Raw genomic sequence first — 13157 nt, 5'->3', positions numbered from 1 at the left:
GACCCCCTAAGTTGCGACATAAATATGTTATGTTTTTTGAATATCGAATGATGAGAACGATCATTCTATCTACGGCTTTCGGTGCAAGCCGGGACTGCGCGGCAGTTTGCTGCCTGAAGTTTTGCTGGCCTCGCAATCCCGTTTTTTTCCAGCTTAGAACTTGGTGCGCACGCCAAGGATGAAGCTGCGTCCAGGCTGCGGCGCGACATCTTTCAGCACCGAGGTTGCCAGGCGGATATCCTGGTTCAACAGGTTTTTGGCCAAGGCGAACCAGGTGAGCTGCAGCGAACCGACGTGCTGGGTATAAGAAAGATTGGCATCGATCTTGGTGTAGCCCGGCGTCTCGCTGTTTTCAAAGGTCGCCAGCCGGTCCTGCTGTTGCGCGCGCAGGATGGTGAGGCCGCTGCGCCATGCACCTTGCGCATAACCGAGATCGACGCCATAGCGGCTGGCCGGCTGCAGCGGCAGGTTACCCATGTTATCCAGCCTGCCGCGCGAGGTATCGGCAAAGCCGCGTACCGAAAAACCTTCGCCGCGCAGGTTGTAGCTGATTTCCGCTTCGGCGCCGCGGATGGTGGCGTCCGCCTGCGACCAGAAGCGTTCGGTGAACTCGCCGTCCGCATCAGGCGCGCCGCTCTCGTCAACGGTGCCGGCGTTACGGCCAAACACGTAATTGCTGACGTGATTCTGGAACAGGTTGGCTTTCCAGCGGATCAGTCCGCTGGTTTTTTGCAGGGTCAGTTCGATATTGCGCGAGGTTTCTTTTTTCAAGGTGGGGTCGCCGATATCGAAAGTGGCAGTCGATTCGTGCGGGCCGTTGGAATACAGTTCCTCGGCAGCCGGTGCGCGCTGTGCGATCGAAACCGTCGGGCCGAAGCCGTATCCTGGCATGAAGCTCCACAAGGCGCCGACCGAATAGGACGCCAGGTTGAATTTACGGTCGGCGAAACCTGAGTCGGCATCAGGACGGCGCTTGACCGATTCAAGGCGCAGGCCGGCGCTGGCCAGCACCGGGCCGAAGTTGCGTTCCTCCACCAGGAAGGCGGCGATCGAAGTCGACTTGGTGCGCGGCACTGTGTCCGGCAATCCGCTTTCGGCAGCCAGGGCCGAGAAGCGCGTGTCTTCGGTTTGCATGCCGAAAGTGCCATGCCAGCCGGCCATAGGCTTGTGCGCGAGCTCCCACCGGCTTTCGGTCGACTTGTTGGAAAAGATCGTATTCGGTGTGCCGTTTTCCTGTTTCTCGGTATGGGTATAGTCGGTGTGGCCCAGCTTGAATGTCAGTTTTTCGAAACCGGCCAGCGGGTCGTCGATCTGGCCGGCGATGTCGTAACGGGTCTGGTGCAGGTCGATGAAGGATTTTTCCGCGGTAGGGATGCCGTAGTGGTCATCCAGCGTTGCTACCGAGGCGCCGATGTAACCCCAGGATGCGATGTAGGAGGCGCCGGCGCCGACCCCGGTTTCATGGGTAAACGAATTCGGCAGGCGGCCTGATGCCGAATCGGCGTCGTTGCGGGTAGCGTGTTCCGGGATCTTGTAGTTGCCGGTGTCGCGCCAGTTGCCGTCCAGGTGCATGCCTATCGGGCCGGCAGAGCCGTCCAGCACCAGGGACGTGCTGCGGCCATTGTCGCCGCTGCTGTAGCGGGCCTCGGCTTCGCCGCTGACGCCCTTTTGCAGTTCGGTAGGGATACGGTCGTTGACGACGTTGACCAGGCCGCCGATCGCGCCGGAACCATACAATAATGCGGCCGGGCCGCGCAGGATTTCAATCTGGCGCGCCGTCGCGGCTTCGGTGGCTACCGCGTGGTCGTTGGACAGGCTGGAGACGTCGGCCACCGACATGCCGTTTTGCAGGATCTTGACGCGCGGACCTTCCATGCCGCGGATGATGGGGCGGGAAGCGCCGGCGCCGAAACCGGAGGCAGACACGCCGAGTTCCTGCGACAGGGTGTCGCCCAGCGAGGCGCCGGTCTTGTTGCGAAGTTCTTCGCCGAACAATACCTTGGCCGGGGCCAGGATCTGGGTGTCGACGTTGGCATTGAGCGGGCTGGCGCTGACCACGATGGGCGGCAAGGTCTTGGCCGGTTCGGCGGTGTCGGTCTGGGCTGATGCGGCAGACGATAGAACGGCCAGCGCGGACAGGACCGCACTGGATAACAGCGTACGTTGGACAAGCATGATGATTCCTAGACAGGTAATGGCCGTCGCTTTCCGGAGCAATGTGGAATGCGCGCAAGAGCGCGATCAGTCATGCATGGTTCGCATGATCCGGACGACGGCGATAAATGATTCGATACTTCGCGATGAGCAAAGCGGTTGACTGCGTCCTGTCAGGAGCGGGGTGGTGCGCGTGATGAGAAATGGCAGGTGAACGGAGCATCCCAGGAAGCGAATGCCTGCCACAAGGCCAGCAGGTGCTTGCCGGGCAGCGGCGGCAGATTCAGGGGCACCGAGTAGATGGTTGCGGCAAGGGTGGCGTCGTCGAACGCGGCGCAAGAGTGATGCGCTTTGCCGCCGCCTTCGATGACGCGTTCAATCACCGATGTGATGTGCGTCAGGCTGGTCGCCTGCTTGTTTTCCCAGGCAGCATGGACGATGCTATGCGTCAGTCCCAGCCATTGCGAGAACAGGATCGCGCATATCAGCACAAGCGCCAGCATCGGCGCCGCGGCGGCGTGCTGGAGTCGTCTCGAACTGAGGGCTTGGACTGACATCAAGGAATCCGGATAAGCGGGACACGGCAGCAGGAAAAGCGACAGCGGTCAGGCAGGGGAAGCAAGGCCGTTGCTCTGGCTGGTGTTTTCCCGCTGCCGGACCGCTCCGGAAATCAATCGCCGTAAAGCTTTTGTTTCAGTTCGCGACGTTGTTGCGCTTCCAGCGACAGGGTCGCAGTCGGACGCGCCAGCAAACGAGGAATGCCGATCGGTTCGCCGGTTTCTTCGCACCAGCCGTATTCGCCGGCGTCAATCGATGCGATCGATTGCTGCACCTTCTTCAGCAGCTTGCGTTCACGGTCACGGGTGCGTAATTCCAGCGCATGTTCTTCTTCGATGGTGGCGCGGTCCGCAGGATCCGGCACCAGGACGGTTTCGCGCAAATGTTCCGTGGTTTCTCCGGCGTTCTTGAGCAGGTCGATTTCTAACTGCTGCAAACGCGCCTTGAAGAAAGCCAGTTGCGCTTCATTCATGTAGTCCTTTTCGCCCATCTTGAGGATTTGCTCTTCGGTCAACAGAATGGAATCAGATGTTGGTTTGGTTGTTTTAGTAGCCACTTCGCTTGCTTTCGATACGACGTTTTTTTCAATTTTATCCGTTAATCCGGCGCTTGCGGGCTTGTTGCTGGTGCTGCTGGCGCCGGATCTGGCCGTTGGGGAACTCAGTTTCTTTGTTACAGAACTACTGGCCTGGGTATTGCGCGCTGCCTTGTCTGCCGCCACCGTGGAGGAGGATGACTTGGCAATCGCCGTTTTCTTGGCTAGGGATTTTACAACAGGTTTGGGATCGGGTTTGGCGACTTTGGACACAGCCTTGCTTGCGGTGGCAACAGGGGGCTCGGTCTTCCGCGGCGCCTTGGCGGAGAGTTTTGCTGATTTTTCAGCTACTTTTGCGCTGCTGGCCGTGCTTTTTGCCGTGCCTTTAGCAATGCCTGCCACGGTGCTCTTGGCTGCGCTTTTAACTTTACTGCTGGCGGGAGCTCCAGCCTGCCCGGCTTTCGGCGTCGATTTGCCTAGCGAGGCCGGTGCCTTCTTGGCAACGGTCTTTTTAACGGTCAGGTTCATGGTCCTCTCCCTTAATCAGCGGCCAAGCAATGGTGTGATTGGCCCGCTATCCAGTGATTTCCCAGCGCAAAACTGCCATAGTTTATACCAAACATTGCTCCAAACCGCGAATAAAGATGTCTTTCGGCAGATTCTTGCCAATGAAGACCATTTTGCTGCCGCGTGTCTCATTTGCGTCCCATTTGCCGCCAACGTCGCTGCCCATGATCTGGTGTACTCCCTGGAACACCACCTTGCGGTCGGCGCCATCCATCAACAATACGCCTTTGTAGCGCAACATGCGCGGTCCGTAGACTTGCACCAGGCCGCCCAGGAATTCATCCAGGCGAGCAGTATCGAAAGGTCTTTCACTTTTGAAAACAAAAGCCGCGATTTCATCATCGTGGTGCGCGTGGTGATGGTCGTGGTGGCCATGCCCTTCGTGCTGGTGGGAGGGGTGGTCGCAATCGTCGCCGCTATGTTCGTGGGCATGTTCTTCTTCTGTTGCCAAAAAGTCAGGATCGATTTCCAGCTTGGCGTTGAGGTTGAAACCGCGGATATCCAGGATTTCTTCTATCGGCGTGTGCTGCGGATCAAGGGTAATGATCGGCGCGCGCGGATTGATGCGCTTGAGACGGCTGGTCAGGGCGGTCACCTCTTGCGCCGCCACCAGGTCGGTTTTGGAGAGCAGCAGCTTGTCGGCGAAACCGACCTGGCGCTGCGCTTCTTCCTGCTGGTCAAGCTGCATCATCGCGTGTTTGGCATCGACCACGGTGACGATTGCATCCAGCATGAAGTGCATCGCCACTTCGTCGTCGACAAAGAAGGTTTGCGCTACCGGCCCCGGGTTGGCCATGCCGGTGGTTTCGATAATTACCCGGTCGAAGTTCAGTTCGCCGGCGGCGCGGCGGCGCGCCAGCGTGGTCAGGGCGACGATCAGGTCGCCGCGCACCGTGCAGCAGATGCAGCCGTTGTTCATTTCGACGATTTGTTCGGTGCTGTCTTGCACCAGGATTTCATTGTCGATATTTTCCTGGCCGAACTCATTTTCAATCACGGCGATTTTATGGCCGTGCTGCTGTTGCAGGATGCGGTTGAGCAAAGTGGTTTTGCCGGCGCCGAGAAAGCCGGTCAGGATAGTGGTGGGGATAAGTGCCATGACGGGATCCGGAAAAATAAAAAACGATATGGGGTTGAGACAATGCGCGGGAGAGGTCGGCTGGACCAGTCGTTGCTGTGCTGCTGCACGCTGCTGCAAATCAATGTGTGCAGTCTGCGCACCAGCCCTTGATGGTCAGTTCGATCTCATGACCCTGGAAACCTTTGCCCAGCGTGTCTTGCAAGGCTTGCTGCAGCTGTTTGCGCAGTTTGGCGGGCGTGGTGGTGCTGCCGGCATGGCTGTCGCCTAGCGACAGCATGCTGTCGAGGAAACCGGCGTCGCCGCTGCCGTCCAGGCAGAACACCTTGGCGCAGCGGGTGCACTTGAAATGGCCGTGCTGGTGCTGGGTCGCGTGGCCGGAATGGCTGGCTTCGCTGTGTTCGGTGCCGGCGCTATAGCGGAATACGCGGTCGTCGCCGGCGATCTTGTGCGCCAGGCCGGCGTCCGTCAGGCAATCGAGGGCCCGGTACAAGGTCACCCGGTCCATTTCGGTAAACTGGTCTTGCATGTCTTGATGGGAAAAAGCGCAACGCGCTTCCAGCAGGGCGGCCAGTACCTTGATGCGGGCAGGGGTAATGCGCAGTGCGACCTCGCGCAGCTGCGCCTCGGCCAATGCTGCCGCATGCGGGCGGGAGCTGGCGGCGGCCATGGTCGCGGCAGATTTGGATTTTGGGCCTGGGTTCATAGTGCGATATGGATAGCTAAGGCCTCAATTATGCCTGAAATGCAATTCAGTTGCATATTTGAGTTTCAAATTGGCCTTTCAAGCGCTTGCTGCATGCGAGTTGCATGTGCGTTATTTGTCGGTGATTTTTTTTGCCCGCGGGTGGGCGGCGTCATACACCTGCGCCAGGCGCTGGAAATCAAGCGAGGTGTAGACCTGGGTGGCGGCAATCGACGCATGTCCCAGCAGTTCTTGCACGGCCCGCAAGTCGCCTGAACCCTGCAGCATGTGCGAGGCGAATGAATGGCGCAGCACATGGGGATGCACATTGCTGGCGATGCCGAGCGACTGTGCATGATGTTTCAGGCGCAACTGGATCACGCGCGGCGAGACGCGGGTGCCGCGTTCGGTCAGGAACAAGGCTGCCGCATGCTCGCCCTGGTCGCTTTTGAGCAGGGCCGCGCGTTGCGGCAGCCAGGCTGCAATCGCTTGTATCGCCGGTTTTCCTACCGGCACGCTGCGTTTCTTGCCGCCTTTGCCGGTGACCGTCACTTCGGCGGCGTCAAGGTCGATCCAGCCGGCCGATTCGTGGTCTGCCTGGCGGCTATAGCGCAGGTCCAACCCGGCCAGTTCCGAAACCCGCAGGCCGCTGGAATACAGCAATTCAAACATAGCCTGGTTGCACAGCGCCATGCTGGAGCCGGCATCGGCCAGCGGGTTGCCGCTAGCGACCAGGTGTATCGCGTCATCCGCCGCCATCGCTTTCGGCAGCGGTTTGGCGCGCTTGGGCGCCTTGACGCCTTCGACGGGATTGCTGGCGAGCGTGGTCTGCTCCGCCAGCCATTCGAAAAAACCGCGCCAGGCCGACAGCTTGCGTGCAATCGAGCTGGGATTCAAACCGCGCGAATGCAATTGCGCGGCAAATTTGCGGATGTGGAAATGGGTCACGGCGGCGAACTGCCAGTTGTTGCCTAATGCTTGCGTCAGGCTTGCCAGTTCTCTCAGGTCGCGGCCGTAGTTGCTGATGGTATGCGCTGACAACTGGCGCTGGCCCGCCAGGCTGTCCAGATAGCCGCTGAGGTAAGCCTGGTTGGCGTCGGCGCTCATGATCTGTGCATGTTCGCGGGCTTATTCGAGTTATTCGAGCAAGCAGGCCAGCGCCGCGCTTGCGGTCTCGCCAATCTGCACCAGGAAATCGGTGGCCATGTCGGCGCTGAAGCGTTGCGGATCGGGCGAGCCCAGCACCAGCAGGCCGAAGGTTGCCGAGACGGCGGCGCCGCTGCTGGTGTTGCGTAAGGGCAGCATGGCGACCGACTGGACGTCATGCTCCAGCCAGGCGGCCGCTTCGAAGTCATTGTTGCTGCCGCAAAACGGCAGGCTCAAGCCATTGGCGAAAATCTTGGCGTCCTCGGAAGCTTCCGCGGCAAACCATGTATGCGAATAATCCTCGGCCACGCCCCACAGGCGCAAGGTGGCCTGGGGCACGCCAAAACTGGTGCGCAGGCCGTCGACCAGAGTGTGCGGCAAGTCAACGTCATTGCGCGCCAGCAGCAGGCTGCGGGTCCAGGCGTGCAGCTTGTGCGAGCTTGCATCGTTTTCCTGGGCGTTGCGCATCATGTCGGCCAGGCGCAGGTCCTGCACCTTGATTTTTTCGCGCAGCACTTCCATTTGCCGCTCTTGCAGCGAAACGGCGCGGCCGAGCAAAGGGCTGCTGAGGCGGATCTTGGCCAGCAGTTCGGCATGTTCTTCAAAAAAATGGGGAGAGTCGATCAGATATTGGGCGACAGTATCGGGATCAAGTTGGAGGCTCATGTGCGTATCGGTGATGAAATCGGTGATGAAAAAAGAGAATGATCAAGGGTACACCGCTATGCCGGTGCATGACAACCTGAGCCGCCTGCCGGGCGGACAATAAAAAAGGCCCACATGGCAAGCCATGTGGGCCTTTTACATCTCTAGTCAAGCAACCTTGCCCGCTTGCTGCCGCGGGTTCGGCCAGCTTAAATTAGAACTTGTGGCGGATACCAACAGCAACTGCTGTCTGGTTGCCAGTGTCGCCCAGGCTGTCGCCGTAGACGCCTGGATTGACAGCATCCTTAGCGCGCAGGTTCGAAACGAAAGCATACAGGTCAGTACGCTTCGACAGGAAGTAGTCTGTACCCAGGTTGAATTGGGTCAGCTTGCCCTTGTCGGCGCCAGCATCAGCAAATGTCAGCTTGTTGTATTGAACGCTAGCCAGCAGGTGCAGAGGAGCTGTAACAGCGTAGTTCACGCCCAGTTCGAAGATGTCAGCCTTGGTGTTGTTGAAGCTGCCAACTGTGAAGCTGCCTGGTTGCAGGATACCGGTAGTAGCCGAGTTCGAGCTAGTAGCCAAAGGCTGCTTGACGCGCGACCAGTTACCGTACAGACGTGCTGGACCAGCTTGGTAGCTAGCACCGATGCTGAATGTCTTCAGAGCTGTGTCGCCGGATTTGCCGGAGAAGTTAGCTACTTGCGAACCGTTGATCAGCGAAGTGTCGCTGGATGTCGAACCCAGTTTCGATTGGTAGTAAGCAGCGAACAGACCCAGAGGACCGTTAGCGTATTGACCGCCAGCGCCGAACGATTGGCCAGCCGAAGTTTGGCCAGCTGTTTCGCCGAAGCCATAGATCAGGCTACCAGTGAAACCGGATACGTCTGGAGTGTTGTAACGGATCGAATTGTTGGTGCGTGTACCTTCCAAACGGTCCAGGTTATGACCGACGGAACCAGTTACGCCACCGAAGTCTTGAACCGAAGTCCATTGGCTGACGTCGTCCAGGATGTCAGTTTGACGACCCAGCAGAACGGAACCGAAGTTGCCGCCCAGACCGACTACCGACTTACGACGGAACAGAGTAGTTGTACCCTTGTCGCCTTGCAGGCCGCCAGTGTCGTTGTTGAAACCAGCTTCCAATTGGAACAGAGCCTTCAGACCGCCGCCCAGATCTTCAACGCCCTTGAAACCCAGGCGCGAGCCTTGGATGATGCCGGAGTTGATGCCGAATTTGCTGCCGGTGTCGCCGGTCGATGTCAGAGCTTTGCTTGTGTAAACGATGCCAGTATCAACGATACCGTAGATAGTGACGGAGCTTTGAGCTTGTGCTGCACCTGCGATTGCGCCGAGTACGGCCAGTGCGATTAGTGATTTCTTCATTTGACGTCCTTTATTTAGAAAACTGTCTTAAGGATCCGTACATCTTGCCGGATGGATGAACATTAAGGTGTCTCGCTGGCTATGCTGGCGGTTTGGTTTCCTGTGATGCTATAAATTGGTCGAAATTGAAGAAGATTGTTAATTGTGTTGTATTTTTGTGACAGGCAGGGAAGGGCGTGAGCAACGCTTGTGGCGGCTCAGACTTGCGCAAATTGGGATATGCGGATTTGTAATTTGGCAATTACGCATGTTGCGTAACTGATATCAGGCTTTTTGCCAGGGCTGGTGAAAAGCCCCGGGCGGTACGGCCGCCCGGGAGGTATTGCAAAAACAAGCTTTGCCGCCAGGCGGCTAACTTATATTAGAACTTGTGGCGGATGCCGACTGCAACAGCAGTCTGGTTGCTCTTGCCAGCGTCGTTCTGCACGGCGGGGTTTGCATAGTCACCGACTGGCGCACCGTTCTTGCCCTTGGCGTAGGATGCCAGGGTGTACAGATCGGTACGCTTGGACAGGTAGTAATCCACGCCCAGGTTGACTTGGGTTACTTGCGGCTTGGAGCTGTTGCCTTCAGTGTTGCCATCCAGCGAGTACTGGGTGTGCTGCACCGAAGCCAGCAGATGCAGCGGAGCGCTCAGGGCGTAGTCGGTTCCTAGTTCGAAAATGTTCTGCTTGTATTGCTCAGGAACATTGATGCGCGACCAGTTGCCATACAGGCGGGCTGGACCAGCCTGGTAGCTAGCGCCCAGGCTGAAGGTCTTGTTCATGGTGTCGCCTTCTTTGACAGTGTTCAACTGGAACAGTGGCGCGGTGTCGGCAGAGTTCTTGCCTGCCTTCGACTGGTAATAGCCGAGGTACGCGCCCAATGGGCCGTTGTCATAGGCAACGCCGCCGCCGAAGGCTTGGCCGTTGGAATTGGCGCCTGCTTCTTCGCCGAAGCCATAGATGGCGCTGGCTGTAACGCCGCTGAAGCTTGGCGAGTTATAGCGGATCGAATTCTGGGTACGCGAACCTTCCAGGCGGTCGCCGACGTGCGGGCTGCCGACGAAATTGCCGAAGTCCTTGACTGAAGTGTACTGGTGACCGTAGTCGTCCAGGACGTCCGACTGACGGCCCAGCAATACGCTACCGAAGTTGCCGCCCAGGCCGACTACCGATTTACGGTTGAACAGGGACTTGTCTTGTTCGAAACCGCCGGTGTCGGTATTGAAGCCAGCTTCCAGTTGAAACAGGGCTTTCAGGCCGCCGCCTAGATCTTCCACACCTTTGAAGCCGATACGCGAAGTATCGATGTTGCCGGAGCCTACGCCGAACTTGCTGCCGCCCAGGCGGCTGTTTGCATCCACGTTGCCAGCTGGAACATTGTTGTTGGAGTAGGTGACGCCAGCATCAACGGTACCGTAGATGGTGACGGAGCTTTGAGCTTGTGCTGCACCTGCGATTGCGCCGAGTACTGTCAGTGCGATTAGTGATTTTTTCATTTGACGTCCTTTAAATAGAAAACGGTCTTAAGCATCCGTACGTCTTGTCGGAGGATTGAACCTTAAAGGCAGTTGCCCGGACTTCTTGCAGTTTGGTTTGTTGTGGATTTATAAATTTGTCAAAACTGCATGTATCCGGTAAATTCGTTGTATTTTTACTACGCTTATCAAGAAAAAAGTTTGCGCTGGCCTCGATTTTTTTGATTGTTAAGTTGAATTGACCATTTTTGACACAATTTAAGCGAAGTTGTAGGAATTGTCCTTCGATGTTTGACGCGAGCCGGAGCGCAGCATCCTCTGGGCACCTCCGTCCGCAGGGCACTTGTGTTGCGTAGAAGATTCACATATTGTAAAAATTAAGCAAAAACAAAATTTCATGTATTTATCGAGGATAATTTACGTTTTGGTAATGAGCATTTATGGCTAAACGTGAAGACCTGGCGATTATTCGCGCGGCGCGTGCCGGGCAAGCTGCCGCACAGCTGGCCCTAGGCAAGCGCTATTTATTCGGCGGCAATGGTTTGCCGCAAAGCTTGTCGACGGCGCTGCACTGGCTGGATCGCGCCGCACAACAACAAGAATCCGAAGCATGGATGCTGATCGGCCGTCATATTTCGCTGGAGGTGGCTGAAGCGGCGAGCGATCCATTGGCGCTTTGCGTCTGGTATGAACGCGCTTTTGACGCCGGCCTGATGCAGGCGGGCCTGGTGCTGGCGCAATTGGTGCTGAATCGCGAAGACGGCAATCTGCAAGTACTGCCGGGCTTGCACGGCAAAGCTATCAAGGCTTTGGAAACCGCTGCACACGGCGGCATCGCCGAAGCGCAATGGCTGCTGGCGCAGCATGCCGATAGCGCGCCGCCGCCAGGCCGCGCGGCGCCAAGCGAGCAGCTGGCCGGGGTTCAGTCTGAGACTCAGACTGAGTCCAAGCCGGAGCAAGACGCGACCCTGAAATGGACCGCGCGTGCAGCCGACGCCGGCGTGATGCAGGCGCAGCAGTCGCTGGCGCAACTGGCTTGGGAAAAAGCCGACTGGCCGGTGTTCCTGGAAAGAGCGTTGCCGCTGGCGAGGGCGTTGTCGGAACAGTATGCCGATATCCTGGCGCAGTTGAACGTACCGTCGGAAACCCTGGCGCGCCAGTTAGGAGAAGAAAACCTGTCCTTGTTGCTCCGCAGCGCCCAAGTGCTGCAGACCAGCGACAGCTTCGATGCAGCCGAGGTGCAGCAGTTTCTGGAACTGGCCGCGTATGGCGACGACAAGGCTGCGCAGCTGGCGCTGGGCCTGTGGTACGCCCGCATGAACAGCGACGGCGAACGTCTGCTGGTGGGGACCGGGTCTGCCAATTATAAAAAAGCAATCCGCTGGCTGACGCTGGCCGGCGAAGCCGGATTGGCGGATGCCTGGTATGCCTTGTCGCGCATCTACCTGAAGTCGGAGTTTTCGCAGCGCAACCTGGTCGATATGCAGCGCCATCTGGAACACGCTGCCGAAATGGGGCATTGCGCGGCGCAGCTGGAATGTGGGTTGAGCGCCTGGCGCAACCGGCGCGAAAAACTTGCCAACGACGTGCGCGCGGTCTACTGGCTGCAAAAAGCGGCGGCGCAAGGCAGCGGCGAAGCGGCCAACCTGCTGGCGAGAATCGCCGACAGCGCACAGCCGGCGGCCTGGGCGGAAGCAGCCAAGCAGCAACTGACGCGTGAACAAGTCAAGGCGCACCCGTTCCTGGCCGCACGGATCGAACTGGCCGTGTTGTTCGGTTTGAGCCGGCCCGAGGCTTTGCTGCTGGATTTGAACCAGGCCGATTGCGGCCATTGCCTGGTGATAGATATCCGCGCCCACTATGCGCGCAGCAAACGCCGTTTGATACTGATCCAGACCGGCGACGAGCGCCAGGCCCTGACCCGGATCGCCCGCCTGTTTGAAGATGTGGATTGCGGTCCGAACGGACCTGAAGGCAATTATCGGCAGCGTCTGTACCGCTTCAAGACTGCGGTGCCGTCCGCAGCGGCGGAAGCAGATGAAGTCCTTTAACGCTTACGCTTGATCAGCCGCAGCGATCTCGATTTCACCCTCGAATACCGATACTGCCGGACCGGTCATCATGACCGCCTGCTGTCCGCCAGCCCAGGCGATCGACAATTCGCCGCCATGGGTCTGCACCGCCACCGGCGAGTCCAGCAGGCCGCGCCGGATGCCGGCAACCACCGCAGCGCAGGCGCCGGTGCCGCAGGCCAGGGTTTCGCCGGCGCCGCGCTCGAATACGCGCAGCTTGATGCTGTGGCGATCGACGACTTGCATGAAGCCGGCATTGACCCGCCGTGGAAAGCGCGGGTGATGTTCTATCAGCGGACCGTCGACCAGCACCGGCGCCGCCTCGCTGTCCTCGACTACCTGCACCGCATGCGGGTTGCCCATCGACACCACTGAGATCCATACCTGTTTGCCCTGGACATCCAGCGGCCAGAGCGCATCTTCGCCCATCGTCCGGCTGTCCAGGTTGCTGGCGTCGAACGGCACCGCGGCCGGCGCCAGGACAGGCGCGCCCATATCTACCGTAATGCGGCCGTCGTCTTCCAGCCTTGGCTCGATGATGCCGGACATGGTTTCCACCCGGATCGCGCGCTTGCTGGTGAGGCCCTTGTCGGTGACGAATTTGACGAAGGCGCGGGCGCCGTTGCCGCATTGTTCAACCTCGCCGCCATCGGCGTTGTAAATCCGGTAGCGGAAATCGACGCCGTCGGCCTGCGATTTTTCCACCACCAGCATTTGATCCGCGCCCACGCCGAAACGGCGGTCGCCCAGGCGCTGCCACTGCGCCGGAGTGAAATCGACATGCTGGTGAATCGCGTCGATCACGACGAAATCATTGCCGGCGCCGTGCATTTTTGTGAATTTGAGTTTCATGCGCCCATTATGATGGAAACGG

Annotated in this window: 11 protein-coding genes; 1 reads left to right on the top strand and 10 read right to left on the bottom strand. The window is 58.6% G+C overall.

Annotation, left to right across the window (positions count from 1 at the left end; translation table 11 throughout):
* Nucleotides 1-153: 153 nt before the first annotated feature.
* The 9 genes from CFter6_RS22600 to CFter6_RS22560 form a co-directional block, all read right to left on the bottom strand.
* Nucleotides 154-2175, bottom strand: a complete 2022-nt coding sequence (locus CFter6_RS22600; RefSeq protein ID WP_061541810.1) for a TonB-dependent receptor — start codon at nucleotides 2173-2175, stop codon at nucleotides 154-156.
* 152 nt (nucleotides 2176-2327) lie between these two features.
* The gene (locus tag CFter6_RS22595; RefSeq protein ID WP_236904451.1) at nucleotides 2328-2711 is read right to left on the bottom strand and encodes a hypothetical protein; all 384 of its coding nucleotides are present in this window, start codon (nucleotides 2709-2711) and stop codon (nucleotides 2328-2330) included.
* Between the two features lie 113 nt (nucleotides 2712-2824).
* The gene (gene dksA, locus CFter6_RS26850; RefSeq protein WP_041743743.1) at nucleotides 2825-3229 is read right to left on the bottom strand and encodes an RNA polymerase-binding protein DksA; all 405 of its coding nucleotides are present in this window, start codon (nucleotides 3227-3229) and stop codon (nucleotides 2825-2827) included.
* 628 nt (nucleotides 3230-3857) lie between these two features.
* Complete coding sequence (locus CFter6_RS22585; RefSeq protein ID WP_061541808.1) at nucleotides 3858-4913, bottom strand: CobW family GTP-binding protein; 1056 nt, start codon at nucleotides 4911-4913, stop codon at nucleotides 3858-3860.
* 100 nt (nucleotides 4914-5013) lie between these two features.
* Nucleotides 5014-5562, bottom strand: a complete 549-nt coding sequence (locus tag CFter6_RS22580) for a Fur family transcriptional regulator (protein ID WP_236904449.1) — start codon at nucleotides 5560-5562, stop codon at nucleotides 5014-5016.
* Between the two features lie 147 nt (nucleotides 5563-5709).
* Nucleotides 5710-6684: a tyrosine recombinase XerC gene (xerC, locus tag CFter6_RS22575; RefSeq protein ID WP_061541806.1), complete on the bottom strand. Its 975-nt coding sequence runs from the start codon at nucleotides 6682-6684 to the stop codon at nucleotides 5710-5712.
* A gap of 30 nt (nucleotides 6685-6714) precedes the next feature.
* A complete protein-coding gene (locus CFter6_RS22570; RefSeq protein WP_061541805.1) occupies nucleotides 6715-7389 on the bottom strand; it encodes a DUF484 family protein in 675 nt (224 codons plus the stop codon).
* Nucleotides 7390-7582: 193 nt separating this feature from the next.
* Nucleotides 7583-8752: a porin gene (locus tag CFter6_RS22565; protein WP_061541804.1), complete on the bottom strand. Its 1170-nt coding sequence runs from the start codon at nucleotides 8750-8752 to the stop codon at nucleotides 7583-7585.
* Between the two features lie 361 nt (nucleotides 8753-9113).
* Nucleotides 9114-10232, bottom strand: coding sequence for a porin (locus CFter6_RS22560; protein ID WP_061541803.1), 1119 nt, complete (start codon nucleotides 10230-10232; stop codon nucleotides 9114-9116).
* A gap of 419 nt (nucleotides 10233-10651) precedes the next feature.
* Here CFter6_RS22560 and CFter6_RS22555 point away from each other — a divergent pair, with 419 nt between their 5' ends.
* A complete protein-coding gene (locus CFter6_RS22555; RefSeq protein ID WP_061541802.1) occupies nucleotides 10652-12262 on the top strand; it encodes a tetratricopeptide repeat protein in 1611 nt (536 codons plus the stop codon).
* 3 nt (nucleotides 12263-12265) lie between these two features.
* Here the strand turns inward: CFter6_RS22555 and dapF are convergent, their stop codons facing one another.
* On the bottom strand, nucleotides 12266-13135 hold the full coding sequence (dapF, locus tag CFter6_RS22550) for a diaminopimelate epimerase (RefSeq protein ID WP_061541801.1): 870 nt from the start codon (nucleotides 13133-13135) through the stop codon (nucleotides 12266-12268).
* Between the last annotated feature and the right edge of the window lie 22 nt (nucleotides 13136-13157).

This window comes from Collimonas fungivorans, assembly GCF_001584145.1.
In the GTDB taxonomy this organism is placed as follows: Bacteria; Pseudomonadota; Gammaproteobacteria; order Burkholderiales; family Burkholderiaceae_D; genus Collimonas; species Collimonas fungivorans.
The sequence above is the reverse complement of the archived record's forward strand: the minus strand, read 5'-3'. Positions and strand labels throughout refer to the sequence as shown.

Bases quoted from the DNA above. Each gene is read 5' to 3' on its own strand.
- CFter6_RS22600 (WP_061541810.1), bottom strand. From the start codon at position 2,175: ATGCTTGTCCAACGTACGCTGTTATCCAGTGCGGTCCTGTCCGCGCTG.
- CFter6_RS22595 (WP_236904451.1), bottom strand. From the start codon at position 2,711: ATGTCAGTCCAAGCCCTCAGTTCGAGACGACTCCAGCACGCCGCCGCG.
- CFter6_RS22585 (WP_061541808.1), bottom strand. From the start codon at position 4,913: ATGGCACTTATCCCCACCACTATCCTGACCGGCTTTCTCGGCGCCGGC.
- CFter6_RS22580 (WP_236904449.1), bottom strand. From the start codon at position 5,562: ATGGCCGCCGCCAGCTCCCGCCCGCATGCGGCAGCATTGGCCGAGGCG.
- xerC (WP_061541806.1), bottom strand. From the start codon at position 6,684: ATGAGCGCCGACGCCAACCAGGCTTACCTCAGCGGCTATCTGGACAGC.
- CFter6_RS22570 (WP_061541805.1), bottom strand. From the start codon at position 7,389: ATGAGCCTCCAACTTGATCCCGATACTGTCGCCCAATATCTGATCGAC.
- CFter6_RS22565 (WP_061541804.1), bottom strand. From the start codon at position 8,752: ATGAAGAAATCACTAATCGCACTGGCCGTACTCGGCGCAATCGCAGGT.
- CFter6_RS22560 (WP_061541803.1), bottom strand. From the start codon at position 10,232: ATGAAAAAATCACTAATCGCACTGACAGTACTCGGCGCAATCGCAGGT.
- CFter6_RS22555 (WP_061541802.1), top strand. From the start codon at position 10,652: ATGGCTAAACGTGAAGACCTGGCGATTATTCGCGCGGCGCGTGCCGGG.
- dapF (WP_061541801.1), bottom strand. From the start codon at position 13,135: ATGAAACTCAAATTCACAAAAATGCACGGCGCCGGCAATGATTTCGTC.